This window comes from Photobacterium sp. DNB22_13_2, from assembly GCF_052873915.1.
Map to the genome: position 1 here is coordinate 339,146 of NZ_JBNNXU010000001.1, position 18,095 is coordinate 357,240.

The window sequence follows — 18,095 nt, forward strand, 5'->3', positions numbered from 1 at the left end:
TTTCGAGCTCAACTGCTGATTTTTCGGACGACATTGCATGTTTGAACTAAAAAAAATTGTCTCTGCTTTACTCATGCCCCTGCCTGCCATGCTTATACTTGGCTTGTTTGGGCTGCTACTACTATGGTTTACCCGCCGCAAGGGGCTGGCGACCTTTATTATTAGCTTTGCTTTCTTGGGGATCTTTCTCGTATCTTTCCAACCGATAGCAACCAGCTTACTCCGTCCACTCGAAAAGGCCTATCCGCCTTATGTGCCCTCTGGCAAATCGGTGGATTATGTCATGGTACTGGGGAGTGGCCATGTGATTGATCATGCGATGCCGATCACCTCGCAGCTCTCACGCACAGCATTAATGCGCTTAAATGAAGGCATGCGGATTCACCGCTTGTTCCCGGGCTCAAAACTGATTCTATCCGGTTATGGCGGTGGCACCGATATCAGCCAAGCACGTATGATGGCGAAAGTCGCTCTGGCGCTTGGGGTCAACAAAAATGATATCTTACTGCTAGAGACAGCGAAAAATACCTGGGAAGAAGCTTTCCAAGCGGCTACTGTTGTTGGCGATGACAAATTGGTTGTCGTTACGTCAGCCAGCCATATGAAAAGAGCCATTGAAGAGTTCTATCAAGTGGGATTGACCCCAACAGCCGCCCCAACCAACTTCCTTGCCAGTAACAAGGTAGAGCAACCTTGGGAGCGTTACCGCCCTCAGGCCAAATACCTTGAACAGACCGAACGCTACTGGCATGAAACACTCGGTCGTTGGTGGCAGCAATTACGCACCCTTACCAGTGAGAAAAACAAGCAAGAAGCCACTGCGCAATAGCCTTCCCCACTCCGCTGGTTCACCTTGCCAGCGGTGCTAAACCTCATACCCAAGCGACTCCAACGTGCTTGGGTATATCAATATTCTCCCCATATCTCAGCGACCAAACCTTCTCCCCCCTTAAGACTACGAGCTGTTTTTTGCATAAAAACGGTCATTTTGTTTACCTTTTAACCTTTATTCCTTTTGGTTTTATTAAATACCAATTGCCCATATGTAAATCAGCCAAAACCGGTTCAGGTTTTGCGATTCACATCATACTATTGCTGCCAATTAGTGATTGATGACTCAGCAAAACGGAATTGCGGGTTAATAACAACGGTAGGATTAGGTTCGATGTTCCAGATACTCAACTTGGCGGTCTTCGCCATTATTATTGCCCTGTTGGTGAAACAGCAGAAAGCAGAGCAAACCCTTTCAAAGCGTGTCTTTACTGCTCTGGGTCTTGGTGTTCTTTTCGGTGGCGCACTCCAGCTTATTTATGGTGGCGGCAGCACTGTCATCGCAGACACACTGGAGTACATCAATATTGTGGGTGCAGGCTACGTCAGCCTATTGAAGATGATCATCATGCCGTTGATCACCGTCTCTATCATTGGCGCCATCCTCAAGGTGAAGGATTCTGGCTCGCTGGGTAAAATCTCTGGTTTGAGTATTGGTATCCTTCTTGCCACCACCGCCGCTTCCGCGCTGATTGGTATTCTGGTTAGCAGTATGTTCGGCCTGAGCGCTGAAGGTATCGTTCAGGGCGCACGCGAAATTGCCCGTGGTGAAATGCTGGAAACCCGCCTGACCTCGGTAGAAGCCATGTCTTTTGCCGATATGATTATCTCTTTCTTCCCAGCCAACCCGTTTGCAGATCTTGCTGGCAGCCGCCCAACCTCCACCATTGCCGTAGTCATTTTCTCAGCCTTTATCGGTGTTGCAGGCCTCACAGTGATCCGCACTCAGCCTGAGCTAGGTGCGAGCTTCGAGAAGTTCATCAACGTTGCCCAGGAAGTCGTGCGTACCTTGGTTCGCATGGTACTAAGCCTAACACCATATGGTGTACTGGCGCTGATGACCAAAGTTGTTGCCGGCTCGAACTACGACGATATCCTGAGCTTGATTAACTTCGTGGTAGCCTCATACGTTGGTCTTGCCCTGATTTTGGTCATGCACCTGGTACTGGTGGGTTTCGTGGGCGTGAATCCAATCCGCTTCCTGAAGAAGATCCTGCCGGTACTAACCTTTGCGTTCACGTCTCGCTCAAGTGCCGGTACAATTCCACTAAACGTTGAGACGCAAGTGAAAAAGCTGGGTAATGGCGATGCGGTTTCAAACTTCTCGGCGTCTTTCGGTGCGACTATGGGCCAAAACGGCTGTGCGGGTCTTTACCCTGCGATGCTGGCCGTCATGATTGCCCCGACGGTGGGTATTAACCCGCTGGACCCTGGCTTCATGCTGACTCTAATTGCCATTGTCACTATTAGCTCATTCGGTATTGCCGGTGTGGGTGGCGGTGCAACCTTTGCTGCCCTGATTGTCCTGTCTGCCCTAGATATGCCGGTTGCCCTAGCAGGTCTGCTTATCTCGATCGAGCCATTGATTGATATGGGTCGTACCGCAGTCAACGTGAGCGGCGCAATGACGGCTGGTACCATTACTTCTCGAGTGTTAGGGCAAGCTGACAACGCCGTGTTCGACTCTGACGCAGATATCGAAGAACAACCTGTGAAAGCTTAAAGCTAGGCGCTAGGCGCTAGGCAAAACATCAAAGGCCACCGTCATTATTGATCGGTGGCTTTTTTTGTATGAATAATCAATAAGTAATACTCCTTTCTTAGCGATAGATAAAAATACTCAGTGAATTTTCATCGTTGATCGGTAGAATACGCCTCTTGCCATACAATATGGCATAAATCATTTTTATACTTAGCCTATTCTTTCCACTGAGTCTCAATGCGTAATCCAGTTAATCAAGCGATTGTTCTTCTCGTTGCCGCCAATTTGTTAGCATCTTTTTCGGATGTTTCCCTGAAAATCCTCAACGGTGAAGTGCCCACTTTCCAGTATGTTTTCATCCGGCAATTACTCAGCGTTATTATGCTACTGCCATTTTGGCTGACACTGCCACAGGAAAAACGCAAACAAGGCTGCTGCAAAATCGCTTTTTGGCGAGCCCAGCTCATTCTAATGGGCAGCGCCTGTGCCATGGTTGCGATCACTTTCCTACCTTTAGCAACGGCCAATGCCATGTTCTATGTCGGGCCGCTACTGATGCTGCCTTTATCTGTCTTTTTACTCAAAGAGACACCACCGAAAGCCAAAGTCATAGCGACTTGCATTGGTTTTGCCGGTGTTTTGGTTGTACTGCGCCCCGAACACTTCCATTGGGCGGCTATCATAGGCCTTGGCAGTGCACTGGCCATGGGGCTGGGAAATATCTTGATCCGCAAGCTACCGGAAGATCAGCATTTGGTATCGACCTTGTTCTGGACCGGAGTAATGACTCTACCTTTATCGCTAGCGCTCGCTGTCCCGCAATGGGCTGCTATCGAGTGGCGCCATGTTGGCTGGATAATGGCGATCAACCTCTTCGTATTGGGTTACCACGCCTTGGTGGTGATCGGCTATAAAAAGGCTGCAGCAGGGCAAATTGCTTTGGCTGAGTATTCAGGGCTAGTGTTTGTTACCGCCTTCGGCGTGATGTGGTTTGATGAAATCCCCGATTTGCTCTCGGTGATTGGGATCTTACTCATTGTGGTGCCGATGATGCCAGTCAACTGGAAGCGTTTGTTCAGACACAAAACCAGCGAAGCATTCAGCGAGTCATAACAACACAATAAACAACAATACAAAAACGGGAGGCATTTGCCTCCCGTTTCAACTTGGTGTGTCTTCAGCCTGTTAGGTTATCCAACTAACTGACGCACTTTTTCCAAATCTTCTGGTGTATCAACACCAGCAGGTGGTGCATCAATGGCAACCTCGACATGGATCTTCTCGCCGTACCAAAGCACACGAAGTTGCTCCAGCGCTTCGATTTTCTCCAGCGCACTCGGCTCCCAATTGATGTAAGTATTGATAAAGCCAGCACGGTAAGCGTAAATACCAATATGACGCATCAAGTTCTGGTGGACTTCCTGCGGACGCTTGGCGAAGTTATCACGGTCCCAAGGAATCGATGCGCGGCTGAAATACAGCGCGTAGCCATCTTTATCTGTGACCACTTTTACTGCATTGGGGTTAAACACTTCATCAGCATGATCGATCTCGACCGCCAACGTCGCCATCGGTGCGTTGCTACCAGCAAGATTGGTAGCAACCTGACGGATAATGCTTTCCGGGATCAGTGGCTCGTCACCCTGAACATTAACCACAATATGATCATCAGCCAGTTGATATTTAGCAACCACTTCAGCTAGGCGCTCGGTACCTGATTCATGGTCATCACGGGTCATACACACTTCACCACCAAACGCCTTAACCGCATCAGCAATACGCTGGTCGTCAGTGGCGACAATGACTTGCTCGGCACCCGCTTTGCTTGCCTGCTCATAGACCCATTGGATCATTGGCTTGCCCGCAATATCCGCCAGCGGCTTGCCCGGTAGGCGTGATGACTGGTAACGAGCCGGAATAATTACCGTAAAAGACATTACTTCACCTCTTCCGAGCTCAGAGTACGCGCCTCAGGCTCAAGCAATACAGGAATACCATCTTTAATAGCATATGCCAGACGATCAAACTTGCAGATCAGCTCATTTTTGTCTTTATCGAAGTTCAATTTTCCCTTACAAACAGGGCATGCAACGATTTCAAGCAGACGATGATCCATACTCTTCCTTTACCTTAATAATCCGGTTAATCAAGCTATCAGCCTTCTCGGCGGGCATCTCGGCATCGACCGGTAAATACCACCAATTAGGCTGGGCGAAAGTGTGGCATTTCACCGCATCTTTCTCTGTCATGACGAGGTGCTGGCCTTGCTCGGACAGCTGTTGTAATTCTTGCTCGGCAAATGCCTGATGATCAGCAAAAGGCTGGCACTTCACCGGTATGATACCGAGCTGTTCTAGTGTATTAAAAAATCGGGGCGGATGGCCAATCCCCGCCATGGCGACGACATCACCTTGCAATTTGGTCACGTCTAAGCGCTCACCGGTCTTGAGATTAACCAAATCGGATGGAACCAGTTGCATTGGGATTTCATTCTCTTCGGCATTGCCGCCGTTACAAATTAGAAAATCCACCTCTTGCAAGCGGCCGCAGCCTTCACGCAGTGGTCCCAGCGGGATCAACTGTTGATTGCCAAACCGGCGCTGGCCATCAATCACGACAAGTTCAATGTCCCTTGCCAGTGCATAATGCTGCAGACCATCGTCGGTAATGATCACGTCAACATCAGACTCAATCAATTGTACTGCGTCAGCCCGCTTGGGCGACACGGCGACAGGCACACCAGTACGGCGATATATCAACACTGGCTCATCACCAGCTTCAGCCGTGGTGCTCTGGCTATCAACCCGGTACGGGTAATGCGGTGCTTTAGCACCATAACCTCGGGAGACCACACCGGGCTTGAGCCCCACAGCCTTGAGCTGTTCTACCAACCAAATAACAACAGGGGTCTTACCATTACCACCTGCTGTGATATTACCCACGACCACAACCGGTACAGACGGGCGGTATACCTCCTTCTGACCAGTTTGATATTGTAAACGACGACGCTGACTCACTGCGCCAAACAGTTTACTCAGTGGCCACAGGATCGGCTTCAACACCGCTCCTGCCGGGTGTCCTTCAAACCAGATTTTTTCGATAACCGAAGTCATTATTCACCAAACTGGATACGGTGCAATTGGGCATAAGCGCCACCTTGCGCCAACAGTTCTGCATGTACACCACGCTCAACGATTTCACCGTCATCAACCACCAGGATTTGATCGGCATTTTCAATCGTCGACAAGCGGTGGGCAATGACCAATACCGTCCGGTCTTTCTGCAGTTCATCCAATGCGGACTGAATAGCACGCTCTGACTCGGTATCCAAGGCTGAGGTTGCCTCATCGAGAATAAGAACAGGAGCATTACGCAGCAAGGCACGGGCAATTGCGATACGTTGACGCTGACCGCCAGACAGGCTCACACCGTTCTCGCCAATCATGGTATCCAAGCCATTCTCCATGCCTTTGATGAAGTCCATCGCATAGGCCAGCTCTGCTGCTTTTTCGATATCCGCTCGGCTGTATGTTTCACCGCTTGCATAAGCAATATTGTTGGCGACGGTATCGTTAAACAGGTGAACGTTCTGCGATACAACAGCAACCTGCTCACGCAGATTAGAAAGCTTGTAGTCACAAATGTCATGGTTATCGATTGTAATACTCCCCGAATCAATGTCATAGAAGCGGGTGAGCAAGTTGGCAATGGTGCTCTTACCTGAACCGGATCGACCGACCAAGGCGAGTGTTTTCCCCGCAGGCAAGTCAAAATTCACATTTTTCAGCGCAGGGGTATCTTTAGTCGGGTAAGTGAACGTAACGTCGTTAACACGAATATCCCCGTTCACACGTTTGGCTTCATGCTGGCCTTTGTCTTTCTCTGTTTCCAGCTCCATAATGCCAAATAAGGTTTGGCAGGCTGCCATACCACGCTGGAACTGAGATGTTACGTTAGTCAGAGACTTCAGCGGACGCATCAAGCCGAACATAGAACCAAAGATCAGGGCAAAGGTACCCGGAGTCAACGACTCTCTCAATGCGTCGGTATTTGCAAGGATTAGCACCACAACCAGTGCTAGTGAGGCAATCACCTGAATAACTGGGTTAGCAATCGCTTGAGCTGATACCAACTTCATCGTCTGCTGACGCATCCGGTTACTTACTTGCTCGAAGCGCTCTTGCTCAACCTGTTGGCCGCCATAGCTCAATACTACCTTATGGCCTTTTAGCATCTGCTCTGCGGATGAGGTCACAGATCCCATCGCATCTTGCATATTCTTGGAGATACGGCGAAAACGCTTTGATACCACACGAATACTGATCGCAACCACGGGTGCAATCACCAACAGAATGGCCGACAGCTGCCAACTGTTATAGAACATTATCGTCATCAGGGCGAAAATCGTTGCCCCTTCACGAACCAAGTTAACCAGAGCACTACTGGTCGCAGATGCCACCTGCTCAGAGTCATAAGTGATACGGGAAAGGAGCTTACCGGCAGATTCTTTATCGAAATAGCCAACTGGCATTTTCATGAAATGATTGAACATTTGACGACGTAGGCTCATCACGACATTGCCTGAAACCCAGGCGAGACAGTAGGAGGAGACAAAGCCACTCGCACCGCGCAATACCATCAAACAAAACAAATAGATTGGCATCATGGCCAGGAAATTCGATTCAATACCATCTATTCCGCCGAAACTTTCATCCATCAGCGGCTTAATCATCGAGAGCATCAATGCATCACTTGCGGCGTTGATAATCAAGGCAACAACAGCGGCAGCCATACCTGTTTTGTAGAGGCTGATTGAAGGCCACAGTCGCTTAAACGTCTCCCAAGTGGTCTGATCGTTCGAAGTAGTCATGGAAACCATTTTTTCTTAAAGACAATTTTTCTATTCTACTCGCATAAATGCCGGAGACCAAATAAGTTCATCTGCTAAGGCATAATGCTGCTTATTTTTCAAACAACCTTGTTATCCATAGTACAGGTTAGGGTTTTCTACTGTGGCAACACAGACCTGAACCAAGCAGCTTTGATATCTTGCCGATAACGCACCACTTGAATTTTATCACCGCTTATTTGCAGCGATACCTGCCCTGAATCGGCCGTAGAGAGCCACTGTATTCCTCTATCTAGATAGCGCTGATGCACGTCGACAGACGGAAGTTGCCAAGGGTTAAAACGCGCGACCGAAACCAGTGCATACTTGGGTTCCATCCTGTCGAACCAGCCCATTTGATCAAGCCAAGTTACCGTTGATGAACTACGACTGCCATGGTGTGGTACCAAGAGAATGTCCGGTGACAAGTTAGGCTCAAGCCTTGCCAATAACAACTCGGATATCGCATCGATATCTCCGGTCAAAAGAAAAGAAATCCCACGCTCTCCTGTACCAGCAGCATATTGTGTCACTTCAATAACGCAGGAGTGGGGATTAGCCGCTCTCGTCACCTGTTTGGGTGGCCAAAGCACACGGAAGCGCAAGCTGTACCACTGCCATTTTTCGCCACGTACGCAAGCTTGGTAACCCTCACGAACGTCACTACTGCGCTTCCATACCGGTTCAAAAACCTCGACCAAATAGTCGGCACCAGCGGCATGATCGCTATCTGCGTGGCTCAGGATTAAACCATCCAGTGACGTTTGTCCTCGCTGCTTCAATACCGGCTCGATGACTGAACTCGCAATAGAGCCTCCTGGCCAGCGGTTACCGGTATCGTAAAGTACACTACGATTCTGGGTCGATATCAACACCGCCAAACCATGCCCGACATCGAGTAAATCAATCTGCCATGGTTCTCGTTTTTTAGTTGAGACAAAGGGAGAAAGAATCTTCGGCTTGTCGTCTGTTTCAGCCGTTTGTCTACCATGTATGGCTACTGGTCGGTCCCACAACATAACCACAATCGAAAGCACGACTAACAAAGCAGTAAACCGCCTCAGCGGCAGGAGCCAAAGCAAAACCGACATAACCGATACCGCCAAGACCCATCGCCCAGCGCTATCGGCTAACATCCACCAGCCGCCACGAGCCCATTCAGCGAGCCAAAGTACTGGCGATAGTGTCGTGTTTGCCAACTGCCAGCACATCATAGCCACTTGCTCAACAGGCGAGAACACAATGGCTGCCAGCACCAAGGGCACCGTGGTCATACTGACCCAAGGCACGGCCAACAAATTCACCAATGGTGCCCAAGGTGAAAAGCCGCCAAACCACAACCACTGCACCGGCAGCATCAACACTAGCAATGCTAACTGGAGCCATAACAGCACCCGCCATTTGCCAAACCATCTTTGGTGAAGCTTCAGCTCTGAGCTTTCCTCGAACCTTACCCCCCCAATGTGGGCCAACGCGATAACCGCGACCGCCGAAAATGAGAGCCAAAAGCCCGCGTTGTATGAGGCAAGTGGGTCCAACGCTAGGCTAACAGTAAAAACCAATAACAAAATCTGCCACCCGGGCCAGACTATCCGAAACCGAAGTAACACCAGTACAACCGAACTCATCAATAATGCCCGCTGCGTCGGTAAGGTAAATCCAGCAAGCCAGGCGTATAACGCTCCAGTGGTCAAACCCACCCATAACGGTAGCCATATTGCATGCGGCCAATCACCAAACAAGTTCCGTAAAACACCACCGAACCACCACCCCAGCATAATGGCAAGTCCAATATGCAAACCGGAAATCGCCATCAGATGGGCAAGACCACTGTCACGCAGTAGCCCCCAATCCTGCGCCTCCAATGCCCCGCGAAAACCAAATCCCAGCGCCAACAGATACCCTTGATGGTTGAGCCCCTCGGTATGTTCCATTGCGCGATCGAAGGCCATTTGACGAAGACCAGCCAATGAGTGCTGACCACTTGTCAAGCGAACACCACTGGTTACGACACCTACCCCGTGGATCCCCGTGCCAACAAACTGCCGCTCTCGATCATATCCGGCGCTGTTAACGCGGCCATGTGGCGGCCTTAGCCTCACTTGTAACTGCCAGCGCTCTCCCTGCTTCATTACCGGAGTATTGGCTTGATGTTGCCAACTCAATCTTAAGCGCAGTGTTTTACTTGTTCGAAAATCTGGTTGACGTAATTCTGACGTTACAAAATCAAACAAAGTATCTAATTTCTTATGATTTAATAGGCTGCTAACTTCCCCAACTATGGTAATATTCCTCGGCTCAATAAAAGCCAGTTGGACGTTTTTTAGATAGGATGTTGCGGCGAGATTCGCCAAACAAGCACCGATACCGACATAGATCAAAAGTCGCCATCGGAAATAGAAACACACTACACTGCCTATCATTAAGGCTGTAATAAAAACATGATAGGTTGGCAATGCCAGCCAAAAGTGAAGCGATAGCAGTCCAAGTGCAACCCCGGCAGCGCCTTTGTTCATCTTAAGCCTGCCTGTGAACAAAAGAATTACAATGCCAAGACAAGTAATTAAACGAATGATGCCAAGCCATGATGTCATCAAACGCCAGAAAGCGTTGAAGATATTTGGCAGCGTGCTTTATAACCCCAATTTGTGGTGCCTTAACCGCCGTTCGGCGTCTGGTGCATTTGCGGTCGGTTTGTTTATGGCGTTCGTCCCCCTTCCCAGTCAGATGATCATGGCTGCCGGCGTCGCCATATTTTTCAGTGTCAACTTGCCACTTTCGATCTGCCTGGTTTGGATCAGCAACCCAATCACCATGCCAGTCATGTTTTATGGTGCATACAAAGTCGGTGCTTGGCTGATGAATACGCCACACCAAGCCTTCCACTTTGAATTGTCCTGGGAATTTTTGCTGCACCAAATGAATCAGATTGGTCCTCCTTTCCTATTGGGCTGTGCCGTCTGTGCCGTGTTCTTTTCTGCCCTCGGCTACTTTGGCATCCGCGGCCTATGGCGCTACTCGGTAGTACGAAGCTGGCAAAAACGTCGATTCCGTATGCTGAAATAGTTCTGTGCAAATATAGTTTTCTGCAGCTAAAACAAAAAACCTCGCATCTGCGAGGTTTTTTGTAGCCCTATAATAAGGCTGTCTCAAATATATCTGTTCACTTAGGGAAGTAGTTGGCAAACCACTGAAAACAACTTGCGCTGACTCAGCCAAAAAGCGATCTTTCCCCCAAAGCATGATTTCGCCGACAACTTGCCACAGCAAGGATTCAAATCATCATCCTCCAGGGGATATACACTTACTTGGCACTTAATACGGTTGCCGGCTGCAGTGCACATGCTCGCTTCGCTGGATACCAGGTGGCCAAGAAACTCAAGATCACCGCAGTGGTTGTCACCAACAACACGTCCTGCATCGACAGTAACGTTGGAAGAAAGTCGACAAAATAAATATCGCCAGACAAAAACTGGTGACCAATGAGGGTTTCGACTCCCTTTATCAGGCTCGTCAGATTGACGGCAACCAAAGAGCCTAACAACGAACCCACTAAGCTACCCACAACACCCGACAACACGCCGTGCCAAACAAAAATGGAGCGGATCAGCCGATCGGTCGCCCCCATAGTACGCAGTATCGCAATATCCGCCGCCCTGTCTTTCACTGCCATCATCAAGGTCGACACGATATTGAAACTCGCGACCCCAATAACGAGCACCATCACCAGATACATAATGGTACGAACCATTTGGATATCACGGTACAGATAGCCGTACTTTTGGTTCCAGCTTTTAAGGTACACATAAACCGGCAAGGTAAAGCCGACCTCACGCACGATGCTCTGGGCATCCAACACCTTATCTACATTAAGCTCAATACCGGTTACCCCCTCGCCCATCGATAGGTACGATTGGGCATCTTTGAGAGGCACTAAGGCAAAGTTGTGATCAATCTGCCCCGCCAACGCGAGCAAGCCGGCAACTTGAAGCCGTATACGATGCGGCGCCTTGAGCTTCAGGCTCGGGTCAGGATTGGGGATCATTGCCGTGATCCAATCTCCCACACCAATACCAAGCTTGTCGGCCACGCCTTGGCCCAAAATAACCTGTTGCTTACCAGCCTCAAAGCTGTCCCATGCATTGTCCTTGACAAATTGTGGCAACACACTGACGTCACGTTGCTTTTCAGGGTTCACGCCACGGACTTCCACCGCCTTGAGGCTGTTACCTTTCTCAAGCAAGGCAGTAAAGTTGATATAAGGGGCCGCCGCGGTCACCCTTGGGTGTTGTTCGACCAAATCGAGAACGGGTTGCCAATCTTCAAAGGGCGGCGTCACCGCCTCCAGTTCGCCATGGGGGATCACCGACAAAACCCGGTTTTGCAGCTCACGCTCAAAACCATTCATCGCCGAAAGGCCAATAATGATCACGGCAACACCCACTGCGATCCCCAAAGTCGAGGAAATCGAAATAAACGATACCATCCGGTTTCTTTGCTTAGCGCGGCTGAAGCGGCTGCCGATATATAGAGAAAGCGGTCGGAACATCAAGCCACCTCTACCAACTGCAACTCACCGTCTTGCATGTGCATGCAGCGATCCAGTTTGCCAGCTAACTCGTTGTCATGGGTCACCACCAAGAAGGCGGTACCCGACTCCTTGTTGAGCTTGCGCATCAAATCATAGATTTCCAGTGCGGTTTTATGATCCAGGTTACCGGTCGGCTCATCGGCCAAAACCAGAGACGGTTTGTTAACCAGTGCCCTTGCAATGGCGACCCGTTGACGCTCACCGCCACTAAGCTCGGAAGGACGGTGCTCCAGTCTGTGGCCAAGTCCAACCAACTCCAAAATACTGTGGGCCTGCGCTCGTGCTTTATTCGCGGCAACACCTCCGATCAGCAATGGCATCGCCACATTTTCCAACGCGCTGAAATCCGCCAGCAGGTGGTGGAACTGATAGACAAAGCCAATCTCCTGATTGCGTAGCTTAGCCTGTTTGTTGGCACTCATTGCATTGAGTTTTTGCCCCTTGAAGAACACTTCGCCTTCGGTAGGCTCGTCCAACGCCCCGAGTAAATGCAACAGTGTACTCTTGCCCGAGCCTGACGCCCCGACAATACCGATAAGATCACCAGCATCAAGGTGGAAACCCACCCCTTTTAGCACCTCTGTTTCAAGTTGGGCTTCTTGATAAACTTTTCTCAGGCCCTGACAAACCAATAGTGCATTACTCATAACGAAGTGCCTCTGCTGGACGAACCGATGCCGCCCGGTAGGAAGGAAAAACAGTCGCCAGCAAACTCAGAACAATCGCGCCGACAATAACTAAAGTAATCTGCAGTGGTGAGATCACAATCGGTAGCTGACCTCCAGCGGTGATCAAATTCACCCCAATAACAGTGAGCAAGGAATTCAAGTTCAGCGCCAATAAGGTGCCTAATACTCCACCTATGATAGCGCCGATCACACCACTACTGGCGCCTTGTACCATAAATACCATCAAGACCTGGCGGCTGCTCATGCCTTGTGTTTTCAATATGGCTACTTCGGCCTGTTTCTCCATCACCACCATGATCAACGCCGAAATAATATTGAAAGCTGCGACACCGATAATCAGTCCCAGCATCAAGCCCATCATGTTCTTTTCCATTTTCACCGCTTGGAACAGCTCACCGCGTTGTTCACGCCAATCTGACCATGTCATCCCCTCGGGTAGAGGCTGGTTAGCGAGATCGGCCACCACGAATGGATCATCAACAAACAAGCGCCACCCTGTGATTTGGCCGGGTTTCAAGCGTAACAATCGCCCAGCATCCTCGATATGGGTCAACATAATCTGGCCGTCAACATCCGAGCCGGTATTGTATAAACCCGCGACTTCAAAGTTTCTCTGGCTTGGAATTCGCCCGAGCGGCGTATATTGGCTGGCGCTGGTGACCATCAAACGCACCTTGTCGCCAACTTTTACTCCCAGCTGATTCGCTAACGTTTGACCAAGGATCACCTTATAACTGCCCGCTTCTAAATCCATGATATCGCCGTGGTTTATATAGTAGCCAACAGGTTCAAAGGCTTCAGGGTCAACACCCAGCATCATTCCGGCCGCCAATGACTTGGCACTTTGCAGAATCGCTTCGCTACGCGTGAGTGGCGAAACCATATCAACATAGGGAATAGTGGTGAGTGCTTCGGGTGGTTGTTCCGTGCGGGTAAGATGACCATCGTGGGTCGAAATCACAGCTTGCGGCATCACCCCAAGGATCCGCTCCTTGAGTTGCTGCTCAAAACCATTCATCACAGACAATACCGTTACCAGGGATAGTACCCCGACGGTAATGCCCGCGGTCGACATATAAGAAACAAAACGGCTGAACCTATCACCAGAACGACCTCTGAGATAACGCAGACCGATAAAAAACGAGACGGGATGAAACATAGATTAAAAAGATACCATCCTTATAAAAACTGTTCGAAAGCATACCCGTTGCCGCGTCTGATTACCATTAAGCACAGTAAAACTAATGTAAAAACAGCGGGTAAAACCACCACTCTGCAACCACTTTACTTGTCCCTGAGCAATAGGTGGGTGATAATCGTAGGATAGTTAATTTATATCGAGTGCGACATGAATCAGGACGAGTATTTTTCAGTCAATGCTGGATTGACCATCAATGTAGAACCACTCCAACCGGGTGAAAATGTTCCCGAGATGCTGGCTTTCCAGCAAGAAATCCCGCCCTTGTTTCGTATCGCCAGTGAATGCAGCAGCTTGGATGAAGGTCTGGAGCATTCATTATCCCAATTAAAAAAAGACGAATTCAAAGCACTCTCGAATTACCTTACAGCACAGAACAACAAGATAAACTTGTTATTATCTTTTGTTCTCGCTCAACAAGATGATGCCGAACTTCGCTTTACAACCCATACTTTTGGTGCCAGCCAACTGTCCTATTTTTCAACAGAGGCATTAACTGAAGGTGGCAAGGTAAAGCTCAAGCTATTTCTCGATAACCCCGCAGCAGCTGTTTACGCCTATGCTGAAGTAACCCAATGCCAATCCCAGCAAGACGGCAGTTTTGAGATTGCCTTGAAGTACGTACGCTTAATGGAAGATGACAGGGATCTGCTGATCCGAGCAGCCCTGTATTTCCAGCAAAAAATTCTGCGCCAACGCGCCCAACTGCGATCAGACAATAAAAGTTAACCATGAAAGCACAGTCTATTCTCTCTCTTCCATTACCGTCCAAGCCAGGTGACAGCCGATTCATCGGTAATGTATCCGGTGCAGCGCTGGCACTCTCTGTTGCAGAAGTGGCTCAAGATCATCAGGGGCCAATTTTGGCCGTGGTGCCTGATACCCAGACCGCATTGCGGCTACAGCCAGAGGTCAGCCAATTCACATCATTAGAAGTCAGTGTATTCCCCGACTGGGAAACCTTGCCGTATGATAATTTTTCGCCGCACCAAGATATCATTTCAGATAGACTGACTCGCCTATATTCCCTCCCCCAGCAAGCTAATGGGGTAGTGTTGGTGCCAATCAGCACCCTGCTGCAGCGAATGACCCCTAGGGCTTTCATCCACCAACATGCACTGATGGTACATAACGGCGATACCTTGTCGCTTGAAAAGCTGCGCTTACAATTGGAAGCCTCTGGCTACCGCCATGTTGAGCAGGTTATCGAGCATGGTGAATATGCCAGCCGAGGTTCGTTGATTGATCTATTCCCAATGGGCAGCAACCAGCCGTACCGCATTGATTTTTTTGATGATGAAGTCGATTCCATTCGTCAGTTCGACCCTGAAAACCAGCGTTCTACCGGTGAAATAGACCAAATCCGCCTGTTGCCAGCCCACGAATTCCCAACCGATGAAATTGCCATCGAGAATTTCCGTATGCGCTGGCGCGAACGCTTCGAGGCCCGCCGTGAGCCAGAATCTATCTACCAACAGGTCAGCAAGCGTACTTGGCCTGCCGGTATTGAATATTGGCAGCCTCTATTTTTCGAGCAAACCGAAACACTTTTCGATTACTTACCGCAAAATAGCCTATTGATAACCATCGGTGCACTTGAGCCTGCAGTCGACCAGTTCCTGACCGACGCCGAGTTCCGCTATGACCAGCGACGGGTCGATCCTCTGCGGCCACTGCTCGAACCTAAAGAGCTATGGCTGAGCAAAGAGGAAATGTTCACTCATTTCAAAACGCTGCCTCAAATACGCATCCGCAAGGAAAGCGAAGCCGACAAGGCTGGTCGCTACAACTTGCCAGTTAAAGCGGTTCCTGAGCTAACTATCAATCACCAGCTCAAAGAGCCATTGGCTGAACTTCGACGTTATTCGGAAAGCTACCAAGGTAAAATCGTCTTCTCGGTTGCCTCTGAAGGACGTCGCGAAGCACTACTTGATCTACTAGCACGAATCAAGCTTCGCCCAGTCGTTGCGCCAACCCTGGCAGAAGCCTTGGCGGCACCGGGCAAGTTTAGCCTGGTGATCGGCTCGGCTGAGCAAGGCTTTCTGCTTAAACAACCAGAAGTCGCCCTCATTTGTGAGAGTGACCTACTGGGTGAGCGTGTCGTTCAGCGCCGCCGCCGGGATGAAAAGAAATCGGTCAATGCCGATACCATTATCCGCAACCTTGCCGAACTAAAGGTAGGCCAACCGGTCGTCCACCTAGACCATGGTATCGGGCGCTTTCAGGGCTTACAGACACTAGAAGCCGGCGGCATGAAAACCGAATACGTCACCTTGGAATACCAAGGCGGTGCCAAGCTTTACGTCCCTGTTGCTTCGCTGCACCTTATCAGCCGCTACTCGGGCGGGGCGGAAGATTCCGCTCCGATCCACAAGCTAGGTGGTGAAACGTGGGTAAAAGCACGAAACAAAGCAGCTGAAAAAGTCCGTGATGTTGCCGCCGAGCTGCTCGATGTTTACGCCAAGCGAGAAATGAAGCCGGGCCACAAATTTACGCTTGATCGTGAAGCCTATGCCGACTTCAGTACTGGCTTCCCGTTCGAAGAAACCCATGATCAAGCACTGGCCATTAATGCTGTGCTATCTGATATGTGCCAAGCCAAAGCCATGGATCGTCTAGTCTGTGGTGATGTCGGCTTTGGTAAAACAGAAGTCGCCATGCGTGCCGCCTTTGTCGCTGTCGATAACAACAAGCAGGTAACCGTACTGGTCCCGACCACCCTGCTTGCCCAGCAGCATTTTGAAAATTTCCGAGACCGCTTTGCCAATACTCCAGTCCGCGTTGAGGTACTTTCGCGTTTCAAAACCGCCAAAGAGCAAAAGCAGATCTTGGCCGACATGGCCGAAGGGAAAATCGACATCCTGATCGGCACCCACAAACTGCTTAATGCCTCGGTGAATTACTATGATCTGGGTTTATTGATTGTCGATGAGGAGCACCGCTTCGGGGTTCGCCAAAAAGAAAAGCTCAAAGCGATCCGCTCCGATGTCGATATCCTGACCCTAACCGCAACCCCCATCCCGCGTACGCTAAATATGGCAATGAGCGGTATGCGCGATCTCTCGATCATTGCCACGCCTCCGGCTCGCCGCCTGGCTATCAAGACCTTCGTCCGCGAGTCAGATGATGCCTTGATCAGAGAAGCGGTACTGCGTGAAGTGATGCGTGGTGGTCAGATCTACTTCCTGCACAATGATGTCGACTCGATTGAGAAGATGACAGAAGATCTCGCCAAGCTGATCCCTGAAGCCCGAGTTACCTTTGCCCACGGGCAAATGCGCGAACGTGAGCTTGAGAAGATCATGAGTGACTTCTATCACCAGCGCTTCAACCTGTTGGTATGTACTACCATTATCGAAACTGGCATTGACGTACCCACCGCCAATACCATCATTATTAACCGTGCTGATCACCTCGGTCTGGCCCAACTTCACCAACTTCGAGGCCGTGTCGGGCGTTCGCACCACCAAGCCTATGCATACATGCTAACTCCGCATCCTAAGCGAATGACCAAAGATGCCGTGAAACGACTTGAGGCCATTTCATCACTGGAAGATTTGGGGGCTGGCTTTACACTTGCTACACACGATCTCGAGATCCGTGGTGCTGGGGAGCTACTCGGTGACGAGCAAAGCGGCCAAATCCAATCGGTCGGTTTCACCTTGTACATGGAGATGCTCGAACAAGCGGTTGAAGCACTCAAAGAAGGCAAAGAGCCTTCGCTCGATGACCTTCTGCGCCAACAAACCGAGGTGGAGCTCCGCCTTCCGGCATTACTTCCTGAAGAGTTTATCCCGGATATCAATACCCGTTTGTCACTATACAAACGCATTGCCAGTGCCAGCAACGATAAGGCATTGGACGAGCTTAAGGTTGAACTTATCGACCGCTTTGGCTTACTACCGGATCCAACCAGCAACTTGCTAGTACTCAATAAAATCAAACTCAAAGCCGCAGACATTGGCGTGCGCAAGATTGAAGCGGGTGAAAAAGGCGGATTTATTGAATTTAACCCGAATGCCAACATCGACCCAGGCTTCTTGGTTGGTTTACTGCAGTCACAACCCCAGCATTTCCGGATGGAAGGGCCAACCAAGCTGAAAGTCATGGCCCCGATGAGTGACAGAAAAGACAGAATAAAGTATGTTGACGGTCTTCTAACAAAGTTGGCCGAAAACGCTCTATAATAGATAGCA

Annotated in this window: 14 protein-coding genes; 6 read left to right on the forward strand and 8 right to left on the reverse strand. The window is 49.9% G+C overall.

All coding sequences use genetic code 11. The features are described 5' to 3' along the window. Positions 1 to 37 precede the first annotated feature (37 nt). The 3 genes from elyC to ACVA58_RS01475 all read left to right on the forward strand — a co-directional run bounded on the left by elyC (position 38) and on the right by ACVA58_RS01475 (position 3,646). Positions 38 to 829: an envelope biogenesis factor ElyC gene (elyC, locus tag ACVA58_RS01465; protein ID WP_446508691.1), complete on the forward strand. Its 792-nt coding sequence runs from the start codon at positions 38 to 40 to the stop codon at positions 827 to 829. Between the two features lie 336 nt (positions 830 to 1,165). Next, positions 1,166 to 2,554 carry an L-cystine transporter gene (locus tag ACVA58_RS01470; RefSeq protein WP_446508692.1) on the forward strand — a complete coding sequence of 463 codons (1,389 nt, stop codon included), beginning with the start codon at positions 1,166 to 1,168 and terminating at the stop codon, positions 2,552 to 2,554. A gap of 216 nt (positions 2,555 to 2,770) precedes the next feature. Then, positions 2,771 to 3,646: a DMT family transporter gene (locus ACVA58_RS01475; protein WP_446508693.1), complete on the forward strand. Its 876-nt coding sequence runs from the start codon at positions 2,771 to 2,773 to the stop codon at positions 3,644 to 3,646. Between the two features lie 77 nt (positions 3,647 to 3,723). Here the strand turns inward: ACVA58_RS01475 and kdsB are convergent, their stop codons facing one another. The 5 genes from kdsB to ACVA58_RS01500 all read right to left on the reverse strand — a co-directional run bounded on the left by kdsB (position 3,724) and on the right by ACVA58_RS01500 (position 9,937). Then, positions 3,724 to 4,470, reverse strand: coding sequence for a 3-deoxy-manno-octulosonate cytidylyltransferase (gene kdsB / locus ACVA58_RS01480; protein ID WP_446508694.1), 747 nt, complete (start codon positions 4,468 to 4,470; stop codon positions 3,724 to 3,726). Continuing rightward, positions 4,470 to 4,649, reverse strand: coding sequence for a Trm112 family protein (locus tag ACVA58_RS01485; protein ID WP_107348429.1), 180 nt, complete (start codon positions 4,647 to 4,649; stop codon positions 4,470 to 4,472). Before ACVA58_RS01485 ends, kdsB begins: the two co-directional genes overlap by 1 nt. Further along, positions 4,630 to 5,646, reverse strand: coding sequence for a tetraacyldisaccharide 4'-kinase (gene lpxK / locus ACVA58_RS01490; protein ID WP_446508695.1), 1,017 nt, complete (start codon positions 5,644 to 5,646; stop codon positions 4,630 to 4,632). Before lpxK ends, ACVA58_RS01485 begins: the two co-directional genes overlap by 20 nt. Continuing rightward, complete coding sequence (gene msbA, locus ACVA58_RS01495; protein ID WP_446508696.1) at positions 5,646 to 7,403, reverse strand: lipid A ABC transporter ATP-binding protein/permease MsbA; 1,758 nt, start codon at positions 7,401 to 7,403, stop codon at positions 5,646 to 5,648. Before msbA ends, lpxK begins: the two co-directional genes overlap by 1 nt. 137 nt (positions 7,404 to 7,540) lie before the next feature. After that, the gene (locus ACVA58_RS01500) at positions 7,541 to 9,937 is read right to left on the reverse strand and encodes a DNA internalization-related competence protein ComEC/Rec2 (RefSeq protein ID WP_446508697.1); all 2,397 of its coding nucleotides are present in this window, start codon (positions 9,935 to 9,937) and stop codon (positions 7,541 to 7,543) included. 31 nt (positions 9,938 to 9,968) lie between these two features. Here ACVA58_RS01500 and ACVA58_RS01505 point away from each other — a divergent pair, with 31 nt between their 5' ends. Then, positions 9,969 to 10,487 carry a DUF2062 domain-containing protein gene (locus tag ACVA58_RS01505; RefSeq protein WP_446508698.1) on the forward strand — a complete coding sequence of 173 codons (519 nt, stop codon included), beginning with the start codon at positions 9,969 to 9,971 and terminating at the stop codon, positions 10,485 to 10,487. A gap of 238 nt (positions 10,488 to 10,725) precedes the next feature. On the opposite strand, the gene lolE is transcribed toward ACVA58_RS01505, so the two are convergent. The 3 genes from lolE to lolC are packed head-to-tail and all read right to left on the reverse strand — an operon-like array spanning position 10,726 to position 13,860. Further along, on the reverse strand, positions 10,726 to 11,970 hold the full coding sequence (gene lolE / locus ACVA58_RS01510; protein WP_446508699.1) for a lipoprotein-releasing ABC transporter permease subunit LolE: 1,245 nt from the start codon (positions 11,968 to 11,970) through the stop codon (positions 10,726 to 10,728). Then, positions 11,970 to 12,659: a lipoprotein-releasing ABC transporter ATP-binding protein LolD gene (gene lolD, locus ACVA58_RS01515; protein WP_446508700.1), complete on the reverse strand. Its 690-nt coding sequence runs from the start codon at positions 12,657 to 12,659 to the stop codon at positions 11,970 to 11,972. Before lolD ends, lolE begins: the two co-directional genes overlap by 1 nt. Next, a complete protein-coding gene (gene lolC / locus ACVA58_RS01520) occupies positions 12,652 to 13,860 on the reverse strand; it encodes a lipoprotein-releasing ABC transporter permease subunit LolC (protein ID WP_446508701.1) in 1,209 nt (402 codons plus the stop codon). The genes lolD and lolC overlap by 8 nt, the downstream gene beginning before the upstream one ends. 189 nt (positions 13,861 to 14,049) lie before the next feature. On the opposite strand from lolC, the gene ACVA58_RS01525 reads away from it, so the two are divergent. Both ACVA58_RS01525 and mfd read left to right on the forward strand, forming a co-directional pair. Continuing rightward, the gene (locus tag ACVA58_RS01525; protein ID WP_446508702.1) at positions 14,050 to 14,628 is read left to right on the forward strand and encodes a PilZ domain-containing protein; all 579 of its coding nucleotides are present in this window, start codon (positions 14,050 to 14,052) and stop codon (positions 14,626 to 14,628) included. Between the two features lie 2 nt (positions 14,629 to 14,630). Next, positions 14,631 to 18,086, forward strand: coding sequence for a transcription-repair coupling factor (gene mfd / locus ACVA58_RS01530; RefSeq protein WP_446508703.1), 3,456 nt, complete (start codon positions 14,631 to 14,633; stop codon positions 18,084 to 18,086). Positions 18,087 to 18,095 lie beyond the last annotated feature (9 nt).

What these genes read in the sequence shown, in the direction of transcription:
- lolD (WP_446508700.1), bottom strand. Translation starts at nt 12,659, where the DNA reads ATGAGTAATGCACTATTGGTTTGTCAGGGCCTGAGAAAAGTTTATCAA.
- lolC (WP_446508701.1), bottom strand. Translation starts at nt 13,860, where the DNA reads ATGTTTCATCCCGTCTCGTTTTTTATCGGTCTGCGTTATCTCAGAGGT.
- msbA (WP_446508696.1), bottom strand. Translation starts at nt 7,403, where the DNA reads ATGACTACTTCGAACGATCAGACCACTTGGGAGACGTTTAAGCGACTG.
- elyC (WP_446508691.1), top strand. Translation starts at nt 38, where the DNA reads ATGTTTGAACTAAAAAAAATTGTCTCTGCTTTACTCATGCCCCTGCCT.
- ACVA58_RS01485 (WP_107348429.1), bottom strand. Translation starts at nt 4,649, where the DNA reads ATGGATCATCGTCTGCTTGAAATCGTTGCATGCCCTGTTTGTAAGGGA.
- ACVA58_RS01505 (WP_446508698.1), top strand. Translation starts at nt 9,969, where the DNA reads ATGCCAAGACAAGTAATTAAACGAATGATGCCAAGCCATGATGTCATC.
- ACVA58_RS01470 (WP_446508692.1), top strand. Translation starts at nt 1,166, where the DNA reads ATGTTCCAGATACTCAACTTGGCGGTCTTCGCCATTATTATTGCCCTG.
- lolE (WP_446508699.1), bottom strand. Translation starts at nt 11,970, where the DNA reads ATGTTCCGACCGCTTTCTCTATATATCGGCAGCCGCTTCAGCCGCGCT.
- ACVA58_RS01475 (WP_446508693.1), top strand. Translation starts at nt 2,771, where the DNA reads ATGCGTAATCCAGTTAATCAAGCGATTGTTCTTCTCGTTGCCGCCAAT.
- kdsB (WP_446508694.1), bottom strand. Translation starts at nt 4,470, where the DNA reads ATGTCTTTTACGGTAATTATTCCGGCTCGTTACCAGTCATCACGCCTA.
- ACVA58_RS01500 (WP_446508697.1), bottom strand. Translation starts at nt 9,937, where the DNA reads ATGAACAAAGGCGCTGCCGGGGTTGCACTTGGACTGCTATCGCTTCAC.
- mfd (WP_446508703.1), top strand. Translation starts at nt 14,631, where the DNA reads ATGAAAGCACAGTCTATTCTCTCTCTTCCATTACCGTCCAAGCCAGGT.
- lpxK (WP_446508695.1), bottom strand. Translation starts at nt 5,646, where the DNA reads ATGACTTCGGTTATCGAAAAAATCTGGTTTGAAGGACACCCGGCAGGA.
- ACVA58_RS01525 (WP_446508702.1), top strand. Translation starts at nt 14,050, where the DNA reads ATGAATCAGGACGAGTATTTTTCAGTCAATGCTGGATTGACCATCAAT.